This is a genomic window from Acinetobacter sp. YH01010 (assembly GCF_013420775.1).
GTDB lineage: Bacteria > Pseudomonadota > Gammaproteobacteria > Pseudomonadales > Moraxellaceae > Acinetobacter > Acinetobacter amyesii.
In genome coordinates, this window is record NZ_VOYF01000004.1 from 1 (window position 1) to 20844 (window position 20844).

Genomic DNA, 20844 nt, shown 5'->3' on the forward strand with positions numbered 1-20844 from the left:
TCAATTACGCAAAATAATTCGGTACTATTAAACATGAGGATAGAGTTGTGAGTTTTGTGTGGTAACTCAACTGATGGCTCTAGTCCTCATATTTTTCAAGTCAATTTCTTATCCGCGATTCGGGTTAGATTAGGAAGTGATAATTTAGCTCGAGGTGTTCATCAGTACATAGAAAAAGAAAATGTAGATTATGAAAATGAGTATATTTTGAATGCGGAAACCTCATTTCCTTATTTTCATTCCCAAATCCAAGCATACCCTGATGAGATTATTATGGGTAATAGTGATATCGGTGTGGAAGAACAAAACTTAAAAAATGCATTTGAAAGAATCGAAAAGAACCTTATAGATGAACTAAATAAATTAAACCTTAAAAATAAATATGAATTTTCGCAGCTTAAAAATAAAGATTATATATTTAGTATTTATGAAGAAGATCAAAAAAAGATAACGGATTATTTAAAGAAAATTCGTGACAAGATTCGATCTTTAAAGCTCGTATTTATTAACCTTGATAATGAAGAGGAAGCATATTTAATTTTTGAAACATTGAATGCCCGAGGTAAAGATTTAAGAGTTTCTGATTTAATTAAGAACTTGTTGCTTCAAAAAATTAAATCTACGAGTAAGAGTGTAGATAAACCCAAAGAAGCATGGAATTCTATTGTAAATAAACTTTCAAAATCAGGCTCAGATGTAGTTGATAATTATGTAGTTCATTATTGGTTGGCTAACCATGAATATACGACAGAAAAAGAGCTTTTTTCGAAAGTGAAAAAATACGTCAATCGACATGATGCTAATGCACAAAATATTCTTAATGAGTTAGTCGAATTTTCTGAAAACTATTTGCAAATGCTTATGCCAAATTCAACAATTATTTCGAAAGAAATGCTAGAGATAAAGAATAGTTTAAATGGTCTTAGGGTTTTCAGTGTAAGACAACAATCTTCACTTGTTCTAGCATTATTAGTAGCTTATAAAAAGAAAAGAATTACGCTGAAGAATTTAAAAAAGAGCATGAAGTTAATTGAGCATTTTCATTTTCAGTATAATGCGATTGCTTCAAAAAGGTCTTCAGGATCTATTGCTACAGGGTATTCTAAGCTAGCATTGGAGCTAAATAGTGTAGATAGTAATGATTCCTTTCAAGTTTTTTACAATAATCTCTATAAGCATTTATCAGATAAAATGCCAAAATTTGATGAATTTGATGTTAAATTTAAGCAATTAATATATCTTTCAGACCAAACAAGAAATCGAAATGTGATTAAATATATTTTTACTTTATTGATGGAACAAAATAATCCAGCTCTAAATTTAGATTATGAATCCTTGACTATTGAACATTTGGTATCCCAATCTACGATTAAAGATATAAACAAAGGGAAAGAGCAGCTAATAGGTGGATTGGGTAATTTATTATTAGTATCTACTACAATTAACAGTAATGATTTAGCAAATAGATGTGTTATGGAAAAGATTGCTATTTTGAAAGATAAGCAGTATCCATTCTCTGAAAATTTATTACCGCATGATTTTCATGGTACAGAATCTGAAATATTAGAGAGATTGGGTGAACTTTCAAGCAAGATTTTCAATATTACGAAAATTTAATTAAAAAACCCGCTTTAAAGCGGGTTTTTTAAATTTAATTTGGGACTTAGTGCTGTAACACCGAAATATCAGCCACTTTTGTGAACAAGTCACGAAGCTGTGCAAGCATACGTAAACGGTTCGCTTTTAGGTCAGCATCATCTGCCATCACCATTACACCGTCAAAGAACGCATCGACTGGCGCACGAAGTGCAGCAAGCGCAGAAAGGGCAGCAGTGTAGTCCTTCGCAGCAAATAACGGCTCAACCACAGGTGTGATTTTCGCAAGTTCAGCGAACAATGCTTTTTCAGCATCTTCAACCAAGTTGGCTTCAACCACAGCGCCTTCAGGTGCAGCTTCTTTCGCAAGAATGTTTGCAACACGTTTGTTTGCAGCAGCAAGCGCAGCAGCTTCAGGTAAGTCACGGAAATGATTTACCGCATTTACACGTTTGTCAAAATCAAGTGGTGATTTTGGAGAAAGTGCTTGAACCGCTTGAATCACATCTACAGCCACGCCTTGGTCTTCATATTTCGCACGGTAACGACCTTCAAGGAATGCAACAGCATCCGCTAAAGTCTTATCGTGATCTTTCAATACATCGCCATAGGCAGCAAGTGCAAGTTTGATTAGATCTTCAATCGAAACGTCTAAATCATTTTCAGTCACAAGACGCAAGATACCAATTGCAGAACGACGTAATGCAAACGGGTCTTTAGAACCTGTCGGCGCCTGACCAATACCAAAAATACCTGTCAATGTATCTAAACGGTCAGCAAGCGCAAGCGTAGTACCTGTTTTGGTTTTTGGTAAAACGTCACCTGCAAATTTAGGTAAGTATTGTTCACCTAAAGATTCAGCAACTTCATCATTTTCGCCTTCAATACGTGCGTAGTAAGTACCCGCAATACCTTGAAGCTCAGGGAACTCACCCACAAGTTCAGAAGTTAAGTCGCATTTTGCAAGGAGTGCAGCTTTTTCAGCATCTGCAGGGTTCGCACCTGTGATAGCCGACAAAGCCACAGCCAATTTAGCAATACGTTCAGACTTGTTCCAAAGGGTACCCAATTCAGCTTGGAATACCATATTTGCAAGTTTCTCTTTACGAGATGCAAGCGGTTGCTTTTGGTCTTGTAAGAAGAAGAATTCAGCATCTGACAAACGTGGACGAACAACTTTTTCGTTACCTTCAATAATTTGAGACGGATCTTTCGACTCAATGTTTGACACGGTAATGAAGTACGGTTGAAGTTTATTGTCGCTATTCACTAAGCAGAAGTACTTTTGGTTGTCCTGCATGGTGGTGATGAGTGCTTCTTGAGGCACTGCAAGGAAGCGTTCTTCAAAGCTAGCACGAAGCGCAACTGGCCATTCAACCAATGCTGTTACTTCGTCACGTAAGTCCGCAGGGACAATCGCAATGGCATTCACTTCATCCGCCAAAGCTTTGACTTGTTGGTCGATGATGGCTTGGCGCTCTTCAAAGTTTGCAATCACTTTTGCAGTACGCAGGGCATCAAGATAAGCATCGGCATTTGCAAGTGTAATTGCTTCAGGAGCATGGAAACGGTGACCATAAGTCACGTTACCTGCTTGGTGATCCTGAATTGTTGCTTCAATCACATCACTGTCTTTCAACAACACAACCCATTTTACAGGACGTACAAATTCAGTACGGCTTGCAGCAGAACGCATGCGTTTTGCAATAGGTAGGTTATCTAAAGCGGCTTGTAAAATTTGTGGAAGTAAAACATCAAGGCTTTGACCTTTTACATCTTTTAAGTAGCACACTTTTTCAACTTTACCCGCTTGGAAAGTTGATACTTGATCAACTGTAATGCCTTGACCGCGCATAAAGCCTTCAAGTGCTTTAGTCGGTTTGCCTTCGGCATCAAATGCTGCTTGTTTCGCAGGGCCATCAAAACGTTTTTGAGTGTCGGCTTGCGCAGCATCAACATTCACAATTTTAAGTGCAAGGCGGCGTGGTGCTGCATATGCTTCGATTGAATCGAATGCTAGACCTGCGTCTTTTAAGCCTTTTACCGTTTCTGCATGTAGCGCATCACGTAATTTTTTTAAGCTTTTGGGTGGAAGTTCTTCGCAGCCTAATTCGAACAATACTGTATGTTTAGACATTATTTGCTCTCCTTAGATTCTACTTTTGCTTCCGCTTCAACTTGAGCTTTGAGTTGAGCAAGGACTTCGTCACGTAAAGCAGGTTCTGCCATCGGGAAGCCAAGCTTCGCACGCGCAGCGACATAGCTTTGTGCAATAGCACGAGCCAATGTACGTACACGTAAAATATAACGTTGACGTTCAGTTACTGAAATTGCGCCACGTGCATCAAGCAAGTTAAAGCTATGCGATGCTTTAATCACTTGCTCGTAAGCAGGAAGTGGAAGTTCCGCTTCCATTAAACGAGTCGCTTCCGCTTCATAGAAGTCGAAGAGTTCAAACATTTTTTCAACGTTGGCATATTCGAAGTTATAGGTTGATTGTTCCACTTCGTTTTGGTGGAACACGTCGCCATAGGTCACTGTACCAAACTGACCTTTGGTCCAAACCAAATCGTAAACAGAGTCTACACCTTGGAGGTACATCGCTAGACGTTCTAGACCGTAAGTGATTTCACCTGTCACAGGGTAGCACTCAACACCACCAACTTGTTGGAAGTAAGTGAACTGAGTTACTTCCATACCGTTTAACCAAACTTCCCAACCTAAGCCCCATGCGCCAAGTGTTGGAGATTCCCAGTTATCTTCCACGAAACGAATGTCGTGAACAAGGGTATCAATACCAATGGCTTTTAATGAATCTAAGTACAACTGTTGGATGTTGTCTGGGTTTGGTTTCAACACGACTTGGAACTGGTAGTAGTGTTGTAGGCGGTTTGGGTTCTCACCATAACGGCCATCTTTCGGACGGCGAGATGGCTGAACATAAGCAGCGTTCCAAGTTTCAGGGCCTAAGGCACGTAGGAAAGTTGCAGTGTGGAATGTACCCGCACCCATTTCCATATCGTAAGGTTGAAGAATTACACAGCCTTGTTCAGCCCAGTAGTTTTGTAAGGCAAGAATTAAGCCTTGGAAGGTATCAATATGCGATATGGCGCGACTCATGGTCATCCACTTAAAATTAGATAAAAATTGTGCTCAATTATAAGGATTTTGGGGGTGTGTGGCAAAGGTTTCGCGTGAACAAGTGGGCTTTTAATGCCAGATAGAATAAAGGCACTGCGGGTTTTAAATGAAGCTGAGTCTTTATTGGTGAAATATGGTGGCAATAAGACAACTTCATCAGTGATACTGTTGTTAACGATGATCATGCTATAAAAATACAATGAAATTTAGGAATAATAAAATTATTCAAAGACTTATGGGTTCGAAGTGGTTGCGTTGGTAAAAAGGAAGACAGCATTCGGGTTGTGACAAAATGTTGTTATTACAAAACCATTTAGGACTTAAATGTGATGCCTATTTTCTTCGTTTTCCTGTGGGTTCAATGATTCCACCACGTCAAGACTCTGTACAATATGGGCAGCATTTTAGGTTGAATATCGTGATTAAAAAATCGAAAGCAGGTGGTGAATTTATATGTGAGCGAAGCATCATTGATTTACCAAGAGTTAAATTATTTAGACCAGATTTGTATCGGCATGAAGTGACTGAGGTGCAAGGCAGCTCATGCTATGTATTAAGTATCGGATGCGTAATCGATTAAATTTGATAGATAAAATCAATATCTTTTAAGAAAATTCAGCCTGTAATTTTCAAAAAAATCCCAAATAACCAACAGGGTAATCGGTCTTTTATAACGTCTTTTGCAACTTAGGTGGCTTGGTACAGCATACGAAAATCGAATAAAAAATATCGCCGCTCAATGAACGTTTGCTATATGACTTTGGCGCGTCTATCGTTTAGAGATATTCTCAAAAAAAGAATCAAAATTCACCACTAAAAATTTAGTCGTAAAATAAAAAATGAGTCGTTTAGACTCATTTTTATCAAGGCTTTATGACTCAGATAAGCTTTTGGTTTTATTAATTACAATTTCAACCCGTCGATTTTTCTGACGACCTTCAGGATTGTCCTCACCATTAGATAGGGTATTCGGTTTAAGCGGCTGACTTTCTCCCATCCCGCTGATTTGATAATTTAAATCAATACCTTGGGCTTTAAAATAATCACGCACCGCTTCAGCCCGTTGTAACGACAGTTTTTGGTTGGCCGCATCTGAACCAATATTATCGGTATGGCCGACAATGGCAATAATGCCTTTACCTTTGCTTTTTAAGGTCTGGGCTGCTTGCTGTAACTCAGGTTCAGCTTCGGGTTTTAAATTGGCTTTGCCAAAATCAAACAGCACATCCGAACTTAAATTCACCTGAATATTAAATTCATTATGATTGGCACTTAAATCTGAACCGACAGCCGATAAATTACTGGCTTCTGCCTGAGGTTGACTTGGTTCAGATGGCTTCGGCTGCTGTTCTGGCACAGTCTGAGTGTTGTCTATTTCTGCGACGTTCTGTTCAGTCTGCGGTGGATCAGTTTTGGAATCTACACATCCTGCAATCAATAAGCTCAAACTTGCGCTATACAGTAATGTTCTCATTAGCGTTCAACCGGTATGCCGTCAAAAGAACCTGCATTACCTAAATTGATGCTAATGGTCTTGGTGCTTTCAGGCGGCGCAGGGAATTTAAAGGTGAGTAAAATAGGTTCATAACTGGCTTTTTGGATAGCTTTATTTGTTGCATTTAAAGGTGCTGCCATCCAAATGCCAGCATCATCTTGCAGCAGTCCTACTTTTTTGGCTGTGTCATCATCAATATAATTGGTTTGTTCCAAATTGATGGATGTGCTCATAAATTCAGTGTTTCCATTTGGGGCAGGGTTAGGTTGAGCTATCACTTTTACGGTTAAAATTTTTCCAATCACCTTGACGCTTTGTAAACCTAAAGTGCCTTTACTCATGGGGATTTCAGCTAAAGTGGGTTGAGGCGCTGGTGCTTCAACTTGTGGTGCTGGTTCTCGAATAAGATCATCCCCATTTTTTGCAGTTTCAGTTGGGGCCATTTCTTGAGGTGTATTATCATTGGCTGGCGGATTGGCTTGTTGAGGTTCTTTGGAGCAGGCCGATAAACCCAAGCCAAGCACACAGAGGGCACACATTGCGAAGATATTTTTATTCATTCAGAACATCCTTTTTTCAAATATTTTTATAGGTCTTTTGACTATAGGGAATTTTAAACAGCTAGCCTGTCTAGGTTTTGTTGTAAAACGTTAATGAAATAAGAGAGATGAGCAGGTGATTGACTCGTGAGCATTATTCAGTTCTTTCGGCTTTAATTTGGATTAGATATTGTTCAGTAGAAAATTTTATAAGATAAAGGTATAAAATAAATACATCTTATAAGAGACTTCGTTTTATAATCGCCCATCTGTTCGAATAATCAATCAGGCATCTCGTGTTTCACGCAAAATCAGCTTGGCTTAATACACTTAAACCCAACTTTAAAGTTTTACCATTAAAAGATCGCATCCTATGTGGGGTAGGTGCTTTGCTTGGCTTGAGTATATCTTCGCTGATTAGTTGGTTAGCGCTAGGTGACTTAAATGCATGGTATATCGCCCCGATGGGCGCATCGTCTGTGCTGCTCTTTGCTGTACCTGCTAGTCCTTTGGCACAGCCGTGGAATATGGTGGTCGGTAATAGTCTTGCGGCTTTGATTGGCGTGACGTGTGCGATGTATATTCCTAATTTAACCGAAGCTTTTAGTATCGCAGTTGCATTAGCGATTATCTTAATGATGACCACGGACTCATTGCATCCACCGAGTGGGGCAGTAGCGATTACCGCGGTATTGGGCGGAGAGGCAGTCCATGATTTAGGCTACGCCTTTCTTTTTTATCCAGTCCTTTTAAATTCGGTCCTCTTGATGGTGGTTGCTATTATTTATAACCGATTACTAGGTAAGCAGTATCCACAAAAATCACAAGTTAATACACGGACGACAGATCCAACACCGACACAAAAAGTGTCGATTCAACCTGCGGATATTCAGCAAGTCTTAGAACAGCAAAGTCAGTTACTCGATATCAGTGAATACGACCTACAAAAAATCATTTTAGAAGCACAGCAGTTAGCTAGTCGTCGTGGTCTAAGCCAGTTTCATTGTCGTGATCTCATGAGCCAGCAAGTGATTAGCTTGCGTGCAGAAGATGATATTCAGTCAGCATTGGAAAAGTTTAAACAAGTCAATTTGATGAGTTTGCCAGTGGTGAGTGATCTGGATCGCTTGGTGGGAAATTTGGCTTTATATGATGTAGTGGAATGGTTTAAACGTGCCGCAGACCCCAAAGCCAGTTGGGAAAATCACGTTTATCAAATTATGAATCCCAAAGTGGTGACCGTGCAGCCAGATCAACCGATTGAAGATTTGGTGCCGTATTTTGTGGAAAGATCTTTTAATTATATTCCAGTCGTTGAGCAAAAACGGTTGGTGGGAATGATTAGCCGTGCTGATATGATCGCAGCGTTATATCAACAGTTAAATCAGCAAACAAAATCTTAAGCCTTAAACTTTGATTTAAATTCATCAGACTTAAATATGGTTTTGCCAAAATGTAGGCAAAAAAAAGCTACGGAATCTTGGGGGAGAAACCGTAGCGACCAAACTGGGTCAAGGGATTTTAACGTCTGTCATCATTCACAGTACGGATTGGATCTGAATAGCCATTGGTACGGAAAAAGTTATCTTGTGCTTTAGGCATGACTAACCATAAAACCAAGTACACCAAAATACCGGGAAAGGCTGCGCTTAAGCATGATACAAAGATAAAAATAATACGCAGTAAATTTACGTTCCAACCAAAACGTTCAGCAATACCCCCCATCACACCAGCAATCATGTTAGAGCGGTTTGAGCGATATAAACCAACATTGGCCATTCAGGTCTCCTTCAAAAAAGAATAAATTTGAATATTTCCAAATTCATATTATAGAAATGGTGACAAGCTTTGCGATTTAAAGGGTGCAGAAAAAAAATTAAGTAAAGTTATGTAATTTGAAGAATTGGTTTGATTAGTTTGCCTTTAAAATAGCTTGAGTATTAATTAAATATCAACGATAACAATGAGATATGATTAACATATATCGCAAATATATGTATACAGCGTTGATTATTTGATTACAATATTAAGTCAGCAAGAACTGAAAAAACCAATGAATGATTGGTCTTGGCACATTATATGAAAACATCGGCTTCACCTTTTTTGATGAAATTTGCATATCTTTCAGTGTTTGCAGGAGTGTTCAGCCTCTCTTTTATTGGTTGTAGTCCAACGCCTCAACCCGCAGCGGATAAGGGTGAAAGTTCAGCATCAACTGTCGCATCGGAAGTTCAAGCGAAGCAAGATCATGGAAAAAAATTAACCCAAGTGGCAGGGCAGGCGACATTACCGAATGACGATGAAATAAAGTCAGCTCCTGTTCCTGAGCATGCCAAAATTTTTATTGGACGTTTTCATGCCAAAGTAAAATGCGATGACAGTTTTATTCCATGCCCAGAAGGCGATGCGGAGTTCATTCTTAACTTATTACCAGATGGCACGGTACACCGCAGTATTATTCAAATTGGTAAAGTGTTTGCTGAAAAAACCAATACGCCAGGCATTAATGTGAAATACCGTAAGGATACGTGGAGTGTCAATGAAGCACATACCGAGCTGGTGGTTCATCGAAAAGAAGGCGTGAATTTTTATTATCACGTGATTAATGAAAATAAAATCATTATGGATTTGGACAAAATTCGTCAAGGTGAAGTCGACCGAAATCAGGAATTATTTTCTAAAGGTTATCCTCAGCCTCAACATGCCTATACCTTGGTGAAAGACCCAAATTAAATGCTGCGGATAAAATAAATAAAATTATAAATTGAGTTTGAGCGTCGGCGTGAAATTCGTAGTTCTTGGTGGATCGAATGCTATTGGCTTATAAAAAATTGAATTATTAATACGACATAGTAAAGACTAAATAGAATTGGTGGGTTGTGTGGGGTTCGAACCCACGACCAATAGATTAAGAGTCTACTGCTCTACCAACTGAGCTAACAACCCTGAGAAAATTTTAAAATAACATTTTAAAATTTTAGCAAGATAAACGAAGCGCGTAATTTTGAGTACTAGGGAATATTTGTTATCTAAAATTTTTCAGGTCAAATACTTCATCTAGCAAGACAAGAATGATACTTCGCAACATCGCTATAGCAAAATTTCGAGAATGGCGAATCAAAACCAATAATGGTGATGGTTTGTCTTGGTCGGAACCTGCAGGTTTCTTTTTCTTCAACTGCCGAAAGAAAGAAGCCCTAAGAAAGAATGGTGGGTCGTCCGCGACTCGAACGCGGGACCAATAGATTAAAAGTCTACTGCTCTACCAACTGAGCTAACGACCCTTAGGGGGTATGCACAAGATTGTAATCTAAAACTGGCATTTTAGAAAGATGGTGGGTCGTCCGCGACTCGAACGCGGGACCAATAGATTAAAAGTCTACTGCTCTACCAACTGAGCTAACGACCCATCTTGTGGTATCGAAGGAAATGGTGGGTCGTCCGCGACTCGAACGCGGGACCAATAGATTAAAAGTCTACTGCTCTACCAACTGAGCTAACGACCCATTTCGCTTGATGGTGCGTATTGTAGCAAGATCTGCTTCAAGCGCAAGTAAAAAATCATAAACTTGCTTGTGTTTGATTATAAATACAACAATGTGGCTCATTTTGACGGGTGATTGTCGTCAAAATGAGCAAGTTTGATTTAGAAACGGTATTGATAGGCCTGAATATTATTATAAATTTCAGGGGTCAAGTCACAATAAGCACTCGCGTTCGGCAGTAAAACCAAGATTCGCTCATCCGTTTGCTGAGGATCAAAGTCTTGTTCTTTCAGCTTATTTTTTTGGTATTTAAACGTACCTGTGGTTTCGACTTTTTTCTGTACACGTAAAAATACCGGTACAGCATACGCTGGTAAGCATTTTTTAAATTGTAGAACCATTTCACTACAATCTTGTTCGTTGAGTTCGGCACCATCGGTGAGCGTGATGGCAGCCATACCTGCACGGCCATTGGTGTCTGGAATTTCTACGCCATAAACCACAGCTTCAGCAATTTTATCGTACTCACTCACCATGTTTTCAACTTCAGTGGTTGAGACGTTTTCACCTTTCCAGCGGAAGGTATCGCCTAGACGGTCGACAAATTGTGCATGTCGGAAGCCAATGTCACGGACCAAGTCGCCAGTGTTGAAGTATGAATCACCATGCTTGAACACATCTTTCATAATGACGGATTTGTTTTTTTCCGTGTCGGTATAGCCATCGAAAGGTGAGCGACGGGTAATTTTACCGATGAGTAAGCCGACTTCGCCTTTTTTCACTTTAATGCAGCGACCTTTAGCATCATGTACAGCTTCATTTTTTTCTTTATCAAACTGAATAATCGCATAAGGCGTTGGTGAAAAACCAACGGTATTGTCGAAGTTAAATACATTACTAAAGCCAACGTTGCCTTCACTTGAAGCATAGAGTTCAAGGACTTCTTCGACCCCAAAGCGTTCTTTAAACTTATCCCAAATATTTGGTCGCATGCCGTTACCAATCATTTTTTTCACACGATGGCCTTTTTCAAGGTCTGAATGTGGAGCATCCATCAAATAACGGCAAAGCTCGCCCACATAGCCAATGGCTGACGCATCAAATTTTTGTACATCTTTCCAAAACGATGAAGTTGAGAACTTGCGACGCAGGGCAAGGGTGGCGCTACCTGCAATCACCCCACACCAACAAACTACAGTGCCTGTAGCGTGATAGAGCGGCAAAGTTACGTACATCACATCATCTTTATTCAGATTAAGGACGTGACCATATGTTCCATAAGCCAAAGTCCAACGGCTGTTGGTGAAAATCACCGCTTTAGGTAAGCCTGTTGTCCCAGAAGTGTAGATATAAAATAGGCCGTCTTTGCCTTTTACACTTGCAGTGGTGGGTGTGTTGAATTTTGGAAATTTATCAATCGCTTCTGCAAGGTTTAAGAAGCCTTTAGGTGCTTGACCGGCATCAACACGAGTGGCTTGATCTGCAAACCAATGTAAACGATCTGTAGCCACACTGAGATCATTACGAATATCTTCTACGGCTTGACGGCATTCTTCGCCCACAATTACCGCAATTGGGTTCACTAAGTTGATGCTGTGTGTCAGGACTTTGCCAACTTGTGAGGTGTTGACCAAGGCACTGGTGACGCCAATTTTGGCTAAAGCCACGATAGTTGCCACGAGTTCAGATCGGTTTTCGATCATCACCGCAATCACATCACCTTTTTTTGCGCCGAGTGCTAGGTAATAGTGACCAATTTGATTGGCCCATTCATTGAGTTCGTTATAGGTGTATTTTTGCTCTTCAAAATATAGCGCATAGCCTTTGGGATTACGCTTTACGGCTTTTTCAAATGCAATCCCTAAGCCTGCGGAAGTATTTGGGGTACGTAAATAGGCTTGCTTTAGACCACTCAACAGGTTGGGTACTTTGCTAATGAACGCGGGAATTTTTGCTGCAACATCAGCAATCCCAATAAGGTCGTGTTGTGTAGTTTGGCTCATGTGAATCCTATTTATTTTTCGTAATCCGATACGGTCTATTTCTTTGCAATGAAATTTGCAGCAAATTCTACAATTGTCTTTTAATCGTTTCGATCTAGTGCAATCAACCTAATTTGACAAAAGTATCAAAAAAAAACCAGTCACCGAAATGACTGGATTTTTTTATTCACCTGCAAAATAGCAAATTACTGCTCAGTTGCGGTGTTTACTTTTTTCGGTGGACGACCGCGAGGACGACGAGGGCGTGCAGGTTTTTCACCTTCAGTGGCCGAGTTCTCGTCTACAGGAACCTCAACTTTCTTTTCCGCTTCAACGGCTTGAGCTTTTTCTTCTACTGGTTTAGCAGGAGCTTTAGACACTTCTTCCGTCTTTTCAGGCTGCGCACTCACATCCAGTTCAGCTTGAACGGGTGTCGGTACTTCAGCTTGAACGGGTTCAGGTGCTTCAGTTTGAATTGCAACGTCGGATACATTGGCTTCAACTGTAGCAGCTTTAGCTTCTGCAACTACAGGCGCCTCAATAGCAGTGTCTGCGACAGGCGTAGCTTCCACCTCAGCATGTGCTTTTGCTTGGTCTTGTTTCGCTTGTTCAGCGGCAAGTTTAGCAAGGCGACGACGCTCACGTGGGTCATTAGCAACACGTTTATCTGACACAGGCTTTGGTGGTGTCAAATCCAACATTGGCGCTGGTTCAGCTTCAGGTGCAGCTTTTGCAACTTGAACATCACGAGTGACAGGCTTTTTCTCTACAGCTGTTTCAGCTGCAGGTGCAGTCAAAGTTGCGGCATATTCTTCCGTGAATTTTTGCAATGCACGGTTGAATGTTGGAATTAAGCCAAATTGCTCAATCAGTACTGAGCAGTCTTCGCCGTATACATGCTTAATCAAGCTGCTTATAGTGTATTGACCTAGTGTCGGCACTTGAGATGGCGAAATTTTCGGAGCCTGTGCTTGTTGAGCACGAGCTTCACGCTGTTCACGGCGGCGCTGACGAGGGTCATTGCTTGCACGAGACGGTTTTTGCTGCGCATGCTGTGGTTTATGCGCTGCTTCTTTTGTTTCAGTCGCAGGTTTTTCCACTTTTTCTGCTTCAACGACAGCGGCTTTTGGGACTACTGGGGTTTCTACAGGTTTTTCAACTGCTGGGGCAGTATTTAGCGCTACGATTTCGCTTTGAGCTTGATCAACATTTACTACAAGTGCTGTTGGCATCACGTCTTGACGTGGTGCATTAACAACTTCAACTTTAGGTTGACGTTGATTGCGGTTTTCAGGTTGTTGCTCAGTTGCAACTTCCTGAGCAATCGCTTGCTCGTTCAATACGCTTTGATCGCGGTGGCGATTTGGGCGATTTGGACGTTGTTGGTTGTTGCGGTCACGACGTGGAACAGACTGCGGTTGCTCATTATTTTGAACATCTTGCTGTACTTGTTCGTTGTTGTGTTGACGGCGTGAGTTACGGCGGTTTTCACGTTGGTCTTGACGGTTGTCTTGGCGCGGTTCTTGACGTTCAGAGCGTTGCTCTTGGCGTTCGTTTTGACGTGCTTCGTTGTTACGCTGTTCTTGACGGTCTTGACGTGAAGGTTGTAGCACTTCTTCATGAACTTGATGCGATTGAGCTTCTTGTTCACGTGGTTCTTTATGCTTAGTACGCTTTTTGTTGTGACGTTTTTCTTCACGGTCAGCTTTTTCTGAATGGCTGTCACGTTCTTGTTTGTGCACAACAGAAGAAGGCGCAAGGTAAGCATTATTGTCTACGACAACAACAGGCGCTGCCGATGCAGGGGTAATTTGACCAAACTGGCCACGGCTTGCAGCACCGCTATTTACCATTTGTTCAATTGCAGCAGCGGCATTGTTTGCAGTACGCGACTGGTCAACGGTTGCAGCTTGTTTTTGAACAAATAAGTTTTCTAACCATGCACATGGACTAGATGATGCTGCAGAAGCGGCAACTTGTGCAGGTGCTTGTTGAGCAGCAACGGGTTGTTGCTTATTCTTTTTGTGGCCTTTTTCTTGTTGTTGTACAGGTGCTTGTTGCTGAGCAGCAGCGGCCTGTTCTTCACCTAAATGCCATTCAGATGCTTCGTAACCCAATTCTTTTTCGCTAGAACGTGTCGCTTCAGTGCGTTCATAGCTTGTAGGTGCAAAACCTTCAGGGTTATACGAAATTTCGTAATGTGGTGTTTCTAGGTGAGGGTGTGGAAGTACAGTCACACGAACATTTGAAGTTTGTTCAAGATATACAAGGCTGTGACGCTTTTCATTCAATAAGAATGCAGCAATTTCAACAGGCACTTCAACTTGAACTTCACCATGACGTTCGCGTAGCGCAATTTCTTCCACTTTACGCATAATTGAAAGTGATAAAGAACGTAGGTCACGTACCATACCTGTGCCATGACAGCGTGGGCACACATAACCAGTGGCTTCTTCAAGCGATGGACGTAAGCGTTGACGGCTCATTTCCATCAAACCAAAGCGTGACAGTTGACCGAATTGGATACGTGCACGGTCACTTTGTGTTGCTTCACGAAGTTTAGCTTCAACCATACGTTGGTTACGGTCTTTGGTCATGTCGATGAAGTCGATCACAACCAAACCACCGATATCACGTAAACGTAATTGGCGAGCGATTTCTTCAGCAGCTTCAAGGTTGGTATTGAGCGCTGTATCTTCTACGTCGCTACCACGTGTTGATTTTGCAGAGTTAATATCAATTGAAACCAGTGCTTCAGTTTGGTCAATCACAATTGAACCACCAGAAGGAAGTTTTACTTCACGTTCATAGGCAGTTTGGATTTGACTTTCGATACCAAAATGAGCAAATAACGGTTCATTTAACGTATAGGTTTTTAATTTGTCGATTTGACGTGGCATCACCGCTTTAACAAAGTTATAGGCTTCGTTATACGCTTGCTCAGAGTCAATTAAAATTTCAGCAACATCATCACGTAAATAGTCACGGATCGCACGTGTAACCACACCGGCTTCTTGGTGAACCAACATTGGTGATGGACCAGAACTTGCAGTGCTCTGGATTTGTGCCCAAAGGTCCAGCAAGTGTTGAAGGTCAAGTTGGAGTTCTTCTTGAGAACGACCAATACCTGCAGTACGTACAATCACGCTCATGCCACGAGGGACATTTAAAGACGCCAACATTTCTTTCAACTCTTCACGAACTGAACCTGAAATTTGACGGCTAATACCGCCACCTTTCGGGTTGTTTGGCATCAAGACCAAATAACGACCAGCAAGAGAGATAAATGTAGAAAGGGCAGCACCTTTATTACCACGTTCTTCTTTTTCCACTTGAACCAAAAGCTCAGTGCCTTCAGTGATCAATTCTCGGATGTTTGAAGTTTGGCGAGGATCTGCTTTGTAATAAGAATTAGCTATTTCGCGCATCGACAAGAAACCTTGACGACCTGCACCGTATTCAACAAATACAGCTTCTAAAGACGGCTCTACGCGAGTCACATGACCTTTATAGATATTCGATTTTTTTTGTTCACGGGTACGATTCTCTAAGTCAAAATCGTAAAGACGCTGACCAGTGACAAGTGCAACGCGAATTTCTTCGGCATGTGTTGCATTAATCAACATACGTTTCATGGGTGTAACACCTAATAGTGATACACAGAAGAACATCGCCTGACTCGTAGCGAGCATCAGATAGCATGGATCAAGTTGCACAGATCGAAAAACATCATCTGTGCATGTGTACCGACCTTCTTTGGGCGGGCAACGGTTTTTGATTCACGTATTGATGATGGCAATACGGCTTCAATCTTTTAAACGATTAAAGTCACCTGAACGCGTTTCACTGGCGGACAAACGGTGCATTGGATGTGAGTAACTTTCACTGTCACATTGCTCGAAGAGCATCCATTCATATCTGATAGAGCGTCTTGATACGGAATTATCATCGTACCTTTACAAACTGTGCAGATCCAATGCATCAAACGTTGTGGCCTGAACACGATTTCCAGGGAGCGACTGGTCTGATGTGTATCAGTTTACGTTTAAAAACCAACCTTGGTTGGCACATATTTTTTTGGGGCAAACTGTGTTTTATGTACCTACGGCACAATTAAACGCAACAGTTTGCAGTTTTGCCGATATAATAAGCCTTCGGCGTCGGCATAATTCTTTTGGGACCTTTCCGAGCTAAATGAGTAATTGCTTGAAAGCTCAATGACAGTAAATACTGAAATGAATCAACTTTTACTCAGTTACGGTGGTTTCCGTGCGCTGACTATATCAAACCTTGCATCATCTGCCTATGGGCTAAGCTTATGTTTCTTGCGAAAAGTATAGCTTAAATGATCAATTTTTAATCAATTTTAGTATTTTTTTAGGTCACAGTAACTGTATGAATTCTACGCAAGAATGGCAAAGCGTCACCTGGTTTGAAGTGGACGAGCATCAGGCGGGTCAACGTATTGATAATTTCCTGTTTAGTCGTCTGAAAGGTGTGCCTAAAAGTCGCATTTATCGTCTGATTCGTGAAAGCCAAGTCCGCGTCAATAAAAAACGCGTCAAAGCGGAAACCAAACTCAATATTGGTGACCAAGTTCGAGTTGCTCCAATTCGTTATGAGCAAAAAGATGAGTCTGCGGTTCCCGTATCGGACAAAGTCGCGCAAAGCTTACTGAGCCGTGTGGTGTACGAAGATGAAGGCTTAATGGTGGTGAATAAACCTTCTGGTATTGCTGTTCACGGCGGGAGTGGTGTGGCGTATGGCTTGATCGAAGGTTTACGTGCCGCAACAGGGAAGAAATACCTTGAGCTGATTCACCGAATTGACCGCGACACTTCTGGTTTGGTGATGATTTCGAAAAAACGTAGTGTGTTAAAAAGCCTGCAAGACATGTTACGTGAGCACAAAATCCAAAAAACTTATGCTGCTGTGGTGAAAGGCGTGGTGAGTTTGGATAAGCAGCTCATTGATCAGCCTTTGCATCGTTACGAACTGGCAAATGGCGAGCGTCGTGTTCGTGTATCACCTAAAGAAGGTAAAGAGTCGAAGACGCTGTGGAACGTGAAAGAACGTTTTATGCATGCCACATTGGTCTATGCGTCTCCACTTTCGGGCCGTACCCATCAGATCCGTGTACATGGTTTAAGTATTGGTCATCCATTGGTGGGCGATGAAAAATACGGTCATGAAACTGAATACCGTGGTCCAAAGCCACGTCGTTTATGTCTACATGCTATGCGTTTAGAAATTCCGGGTTACCAAACCATTGAAGCGCCATTGCCAGAAGATATGCAAAGCCTTGTGGCGCAGCTACGCGCGCAAAAAGCCGACAAAGTGGTGAAGTCTTCAGAAGATGACGAGTAAGTTTTAAATACGAGACTTCTCTCCCTGAGCAGGACTGCTTCGTAAGTTTTCTTTCTCCCTCTCCTTTAAGGAGAGGGCCGGGGTGAGGTAAATAAATTGATGCACTCCAGAATCTGAATTACCAAACACTGAATCAAATCTAGGAAAACGTATGAACTCAGCTGTAAAACTAGTCATTTTCGATTGGGATGGCACTTTATTTGATTCTGTGGGTCAAATTGTGGCGAGTTTAAAATTCGCAGCGGATCAATATTCACAGCCGCTGACCGATGCTGATGCGAAAAGTATTATTGGTTTAGGTCTACCAGAAGTCGCACAGCGTTTATTTCCGACGGTTCCCGAATTGCACAGCGAAATTTTGCAAAGCTATGCCGATCACTATGTTGCCCATTCCAAAGGTGATATGTGGTTTGATGGTGTCGCTGACATGTTGCAGGAACTACGTGATGCAGGTTTACAATTGGCTGTTGCAACGGGGAAAAGCCGTAAAGGTTTAGATCGAGTCTTGGCTCAAACGCAAAGTCATGCGCTGTTTCGTGCGACACGTGCAGCCAGTGAAACCAAATCTAAGCCAGATCCGTTGATGTTGGCAGAAATTTTGGCGGAAACGGGGCTGCGTGCCGATCAAGCCATTATGGTCGGTGATACATCGTATGATTTAGAAATGGCCCTCAATATTCAGATGCCACGTGTAGGCGTGAGCTATGGAGTGCATACTGTAGAAACACTCCAGTATTTTCAACCCTTACATATTGCACATAGCGTAGGTGATTTGACTGAATTTCTACTAGAACACGTGAAATTACGTCTAGCTGTATAGTTTTAGATACAAACGAGTAAAAAGGGTGAAATTTGTTTTCACCTTTTTTGTTACCAAATGAATAGTAATTCAAGCTCTACTTGTTGAAATCAGTAAATTCAATTATTTAAAAAAGTAATAACACTAGATTTTTCTACAATAACAAGCAGTCTTCTAGCAAATTTACCTTAAAAAGTTGAGCGCAACTATTTGGCCTTTCACCACAAGCTGGAATAGATTTTTTGTTTGATTTTTTGGTTTTATCTTATTGTTGTTTATTGATTTATTTTTAAATTTTCAATTTATTAAACTAAATCAGATGAAATTGAACACTTATGTGTAAAAGCTGGCCTGACGCTAAAATAATCTTTCAATCTTATCTTTTAGTCGTATAAGCCAAGTTTTTTGGTCGAGATTCGGATTTAAGCACGAAAAAAACAGTGAATTTTATTTGTTTATTTGTATTTAAGTTTTTGATTATTAATAATAAATAGTGATTAATTTATAGCTAATAGCTATAGTCATAAATAAAATAAGTATTGGTATTCACTTTCTAAAATCTCGATGCTAAATGCATCTAAACATAACGTGTAGCGTGTCGAGTGAAATGCTTTAGGCGAATCCTGACATGACTTTCATCACTTCGATGGTGATCGGGATGAAACACGTTGTGCATCCAATTTTTGCAGTTTAAGGAAACATTGATGTCGAATTCTGCTGTTGTTGAATCAGTTGCGCAAGCATTACGCGATGCGGAAGTAAATCAGGCTGCGATTGCACCGATCCGTCCACAACTTGGTGGTGAAAGTGCTGATGTAGATATTGCTTATGCCGTTCAAGAAGTGAATACCAAACGTGCGGTGGCAGAAGGTCGTCGCCTTGTAGGTCGTAAAATTGGCTTAACTTCAAAAGTTGTACAAGCGCAGTTAGGCGTTGATCAACCTGACTTCGGTATGTTGTTTGCTGACATGGCGTATGGCGATGGTGAAGAAATCCCTGCTGGTTTATTGATTCAGCCAAAAGTTGAAGCAGAAATTGCTTTGGTGATTAACCAAGATTTGACCAAAGAAAAACACACCTATGCAGACATTATTAGTGCAACAGAATATGCACTGCCTGCAATTGAAGTGGTCGATAGCCGTATTGAAAACTGGAAAATCTCGTTGATTGATACTGTGGCAGATAACGCATCTTCAGCAGGTTTTGTACTGGGTTCTAAGCCTGTAAAACTTGCAGATCTTGACCTTGTAAATTGCAAAATGGTCATGACTCGTGGTGAAGAAGTGGTTTCACAAGGTGTGGGTAAAGCGTGTCTTTCTAACCCATTAAATGCAGCAGTGTGGTTGGCTGACGAAATGGTTCGTCGTGGTCGTCCATTGCTTGCAGGTGACATCGTATTGACCGGTGCCTTAGGCCCAATGGTTGTGGCAAATCCTGGTGATGAATTCAAAGTTGAAATTGAAGGCTTTGGTTCTGTGACTGCAGCATTTGCAGCGAAATAAGCTTGGGTTTTACGGAATTTTTAAGAGTACACATTCATGAAAAAGATTAAATGTGCATTGATCGGTCCAGGGAACATTGGTACTGACTTGCTTTACAAACTTCAACGCAGCGAATTTTTAGAACCAGTATGGATGGTTGGTATTGACCCGACGTCTGAAGGTTTGGCTCGCGCTGCTAAAATGGGTTTAAAAACCACTGCTGAAGGCGTAGATGGTTTACTTCCACACGTAATTGAAGACGAAATCAAAATCGCATTTGATGCAACTTCTGCCTATGTTCATGCTGAAAACAGCCGCAAATTAAATGAACTTGGCGTGTTAATGATTGACTTAACACCTGCTGCAATTGGTCCTTACTGCGTACCACCTGTCAACCTTGAAGCATTGCTTGAACAAGGTGAAGTGCCAAACGTCAATATGGTAACTTGTGGCGGTCAGGCAACGATTCCTATGGTTGCAGCGATTTCTCGCGTTCAGCCTGTGAACTATGGCGAAATCATTGCAACAGTTTCAACAAAATCTGTGGGTCCGGGTACACGTAAAAACATCGACGAATTCACACGTACTACTGCTGGTGCAATTGAGAAAGTCGGTGGTGCGAAACAAGGTAAAGCGATCATCATCATTAACCCGGCTGAGCCACCACTGATGATGCGTGATACTGTTCACTGTCTAGTAGAAGGTGAGCCAGATCAGGCAGCGATCACTGAATCTGTACATGCGATGATCAAAGAAGTTCAAAAATACGTACCAGGTTACAAACTGGTGAATGGTCCAGTATTTGATGGCAACCGCGTATCGATCTTCCTTGAAGTTGAAGGTCTGGGTGACTTCCTGCCGAAATATGCAGGTAACCTCGACATTATGACTGCAGCAGCTGCACGTACCGCAGAAATGTTCGCAGAACGTGTTTTAAATGCAGTTGAAGCTTAAGGAGC

15 protein-coding genes, 4 tRNA genes and 1 pseudogene are annotated in these 20844 nt (G+C 41.3%); 9 read left to right on the top strand and 11 right to left on the bottom strand.

Annotation, left to right across the window (positions count from 1 at the left end):
* The first annotated feature begins 54 nt into the window (after positions 1–54).
* Positions 55–1617 carry a DUF262 domain-containing protein gene (locus FTT77_RS04540; RefSeq protein ID WP_180109052.1) on the top strand — a complete coding sequence of 521 codons (1563 nt, stop codon included), beginning with the start codon at positions 55–57 and terminating at the stop codon, positions 1615–1617.
* A gap of 46 nt (positions 1618–1663) precedes the next feature.
* On the opposite strand, the gene glyS is transcribed toward FTT77_RS04540, so the two are convergent.
* A complete protein-coding gene (gene glyS, locus FTT77_RS04545; RefSeq protein WP_180109051.1) occupies positions 1664–3733 on the bottom strand; it encodes a glycine--tRNA ligase subunit beta in 2070 nt (689 codons plus the stop codon).
* Complete coding sequence (gene glyQ, locus FTT77_RS04550; RefSeq protein ID WP_067666981.1) at positions 3733–4716, bottom strand: glycine--tRNA ligase subunit alpha; 984 nt, start codon at positions 4714–4716, stop codon at positions 3733–3735. Before glyQ ends, glyS begins: the two co-directional genes overlap by 1 nt.
* Before the next feature lie 313 nt (positions 4717–5029).
* Between glyQ and FTT77_RS04555 the strand changes: the two genes are divergently transcribed.
* Positions 5030–5317 (top strand): 2OG-Fe(II) oxygenase, encoded by a 288-nt coding sequence (locus FTT77_RS04555; protein WP_257223011.1) that lies wholly within the window; start codon positions 5030–5032, stop codon positions 5315–5317.
* 291 nt (positions 5318–5608) lie between these two features.
* Here FTT77_RS04555 and FTT77_RS04560 read toward each other — a convergent pair whose 3' ends face one another.
* Both FTT77_RS04560 and FTT77_RS04565 read right to left on the bottom strand, forming a co-directional pair.
* Positions 5609–6211, bottom strand: coding sequence for an OmpA family protein (locus tag FTT77_RS04560; protein WP_168377937.1), 603 nt, complete (start codon positions 6209–6211; stop codon positions 5609–5611).
* Positions 6211–6792: a hypothetical protein gene (locus tag FTT77_RS04565; RefSeq protein ID WP_180109050.1), complete on the bottom strand. Its 582-nt coding sequence runs from the start codon at positions 6790–6792 to the stop codon at positions 6211–6213. Before FTT77_RS04565 ends, FTT77_RS04560 begins: the two co-directional genes overlap by 1 nt.
* A gap of 275 nt (positions 6793–7067) precedes the next feature.
* Here FTT77_RS04565 and FTT77_RS04570 point away from each other — a divergent pair, with 275 nt between their 5' ends.
* Entirely contained in the window at positions 7068–8174 is a 1107-nt protein-coding gene (locus FTT77_RS04570; protein ID WP_168377935.1) for an HPP family protein, read from the top strand.
* Between the two features lie 118 nt (positions 8175–8292).
* Here FTT77_RS04570 and FTT77_RS04575 read toward each other — a convergent pair whose 3' ends face one another.
* Positions 8293–8550, bottom strand: a complete 258-nt coding sequence (locus FTT77_RS04575) for a PspC domain-containing protein (protein ID WP_180007126.1) — start codon at positions 8548–8550, stop codon at positions 8293–8295.
* Between the two features lie 300 nt (positions 8551–8850).
* Between FTT77_RS04575 and FTT77_RS04580 the strand changes: the two genes are divergently transcribed.
* Positions 8851–9504: a hypothetical protein gene (locus tag FTT77_RS04580; protein ID WP_228145137.1), complete on the top strand. Its 654-nt coding sequence runs from the start codon at positions 8851–8853 to the stop codon at positions 9502–9504.
* A 137-nt stretch (positions 9505–9641) separates the two neighbouring features.
* Here the strand turns inward: FTT77_RS04580 and FTT77_RS04585 are convergent.
* The 6 genes from FTT77_RS04585 to FTT77_RS04610 form a co-directional block, all read right to left on the bottom strand.
* Positions 9642–9717, bottom strand: a tRNA-Lys gene (locus tag FTT77_RS04585).
* Between the two features lie 262 nt (positions 9718–9979).
* Positions 9980–10055: transfer RNA gene (locus tag FTT77_RS04590), tRNA-Lys, on the bottom strand.
* A 49-nt stretch (positions 10056–10104) separates the two neighbouring features.
* Positions 10105–10180: transfer RNA gene (locus tag FTT77_RS04595), tRNA-Lys, on the bottom strand.
* Between the two features lie 21 nt (positions 10181–10201).
* Positions 10202–10277 (bottom strand) — tRNA-Lys (locus tag FTT77_RS04600).
* Positions 10278–10417: 140 nt separating this feature from the next.
* Complete coding sequence (locus tag FTT77_RS04605; protein WP_180109049.1) at positions 10418–12259, bottom strand: long-chain-acyl-CoA synthetase; 1842 nt, start codon at positions 12257–12259, stop codon at positions 10418–10420.
* Between the two features lie 185 nt (positions 12260–12444).
* Positions 12445–15873, bottom strand: coding sequence for an Rne/Rng family ribonuclease (locus FTT77_RS04610; protein WP_180109048.1), 3429 nt, complete (start codon positions 15871–15873; stop codon positions 12445–12447).
* A 394-nt stretch (positions 15874–16267) separates the two neighbouring features.
* Between FTT77_RS04610 and FTT77_RS17575 the strand changes: the two are divergent.
* The 5 genes and pseudogenes from FTT77_RS17575 (at position 16268) to FTT77_RS04630 (ending at position 20839) form a co-directional block, all read left to right on the top strand.
* A pseudogene (locus FTT77_RS17575) lies at positions 16268–16578 on the top strand (hypothetical protein).
* Between the two features lie 55 nt (positions 16579–16633).
* Complete coding sequence (locus FTT77_RS04615; RefSeq protein WP_078189751.1) at positions 16634–17605, top strand: RluA family pseudouridine synthase; 972 nt, start codon at positions 16634–16636, stop codon at positions 17603–17605.
* A 151-nt stretch (positions 17606–17756) separates the two neighbouring features.
* Positions 17757–18425, top strand: a complete 669-nt coding sequence (locus tag FTT77_RS04620) for an HAD-IA family hydrolase (protein WP_180109047.1) — start codon at positions 17757–17759, stop codon at positions 18423–18425.
* A gap of 683 nt (positions 18426–19108) precedes the next feature.
* The gene (gene mhpD / locus FTT77_RS04625; RefSeq protein ID WP_078189749.1) at positions 19109–19906 is read left to right on the top strand and encodes a 2-keto-4-pentenoate hydratase; all 798 of its coding nucleotides are present in this window, start codon (positions 19109–19111) and stop codon (positions 19904–19906) included.
* Positions 19907–19942: 36 nt separating this feature from the next.
* A complete protein-coding gene (locus FTT77_RS04630; RefSeq protein WP_180066245.1) occupies positions 19943–20839 on the top strand; it encodes an acetaldehyde dehydrogenase (acetylating) in 897 nt (298 codons plus the stop codon).
* Positions 20840–20844: the final 5 nt, after the last annotated feature.

What these genes read in the sequence shown, in the direction of transcription:
- FTT77_RS04575 (WP_180007126.1), bottom strand. Translation starts at nt 8,550, where the DNA reads ATGGCCAATGTTGGTTTATATCGCTCAAACCGCTCTAACATGATTGCT.
- glyS (WP_180109051.1), bottom strand. Translation starts at nt 3,733, where the DNA reads ATGTCTAAACATACAGTATTGTTCGAATTAGGCTGCGAAGAACTTCCA.
- FTT77_RS04610 (WP_180109048.1), bottom strand. Translation starts at nt 15,873, where the DNA reads ATGAAACGTATGTTGATTAATGCAACACATGCCGAAGAAATTCGCGTT.
- FTT77_RS04605 (WP_180109049.1), bottom strand. Translation starts at nt 12,259, where the DNA reads ATGAGCCAAACTACACAACACGACCTTATTGGGATTGCTGATGTTGCA.
- FTT77_RS04555 (WP_257223011.1), top strand. Translation starts at nt 5,030, where the DNA reads ATGTTGTTATTACAAAACCATTTAGGACTTAAATGTGATGCCTATTTT.
- FTT77_RS04565 (WP_180109050.1), bottom strand. Translation starts at nt 6,792, where the DNA reads ATGAATAAAAATATCTTCGCAATGTGTGCCCTCTGTGTGCTTGGCTTG.
- FTT77_RS04580 (WP_228145137.1), top strand. Translation starts at nt 8,851, where the DNA reads ATGAAAACATCGGCTTCACCTTTTTTGATGAAATTTGCATATCTTTCA.
- FTT77_RS04615 (WP_078189751.1), top strand. Translation starts at nt 16,634, where the DNA reads ATGAATTCTACGCAAGAATGGCAAAGCGTCACCTGGTTTGAAGTGGAC.
- FTT77_RS04560 (WP_168377937.1), bottom strand. Translation starts at nt 6,211, where the DNA reads ATGAGAACATTACTGTATAGCGCAAGTTTGAGCTTATTGATTGCAGGA.
- glyQ (WP_067666981.1), bottom strand. Translation starts at nt 4,716, where the DNA reads ATGAGTCGCGCCATATCGCATATTGATACCTTCCAAGGCTTAATTCTT.
- FTT77_RS04620 (WP_180109047.1), top strand. Translation starts at nt 17,757, where the DNA reads ATGAACTCAGCTGTAAAACTAGTCATTTTCGATTGGGATGGCACTTTA.
- FTT77_RS04630 (WP_180066245.1), top strand. Translation starts at nt 19,943, where the DNA reads ATGAAAAAGATTAAATGTGCATTGATCGGTCCAGGGAACATTGGTACT.
- mhpD (WP_078189749.1), top strand. Translation starts at nt 19,109, where the DNA reads ATGTCGAATTCTGCTGTTGTTGAATCAGTTGCGCAAGCATTACGCGAT.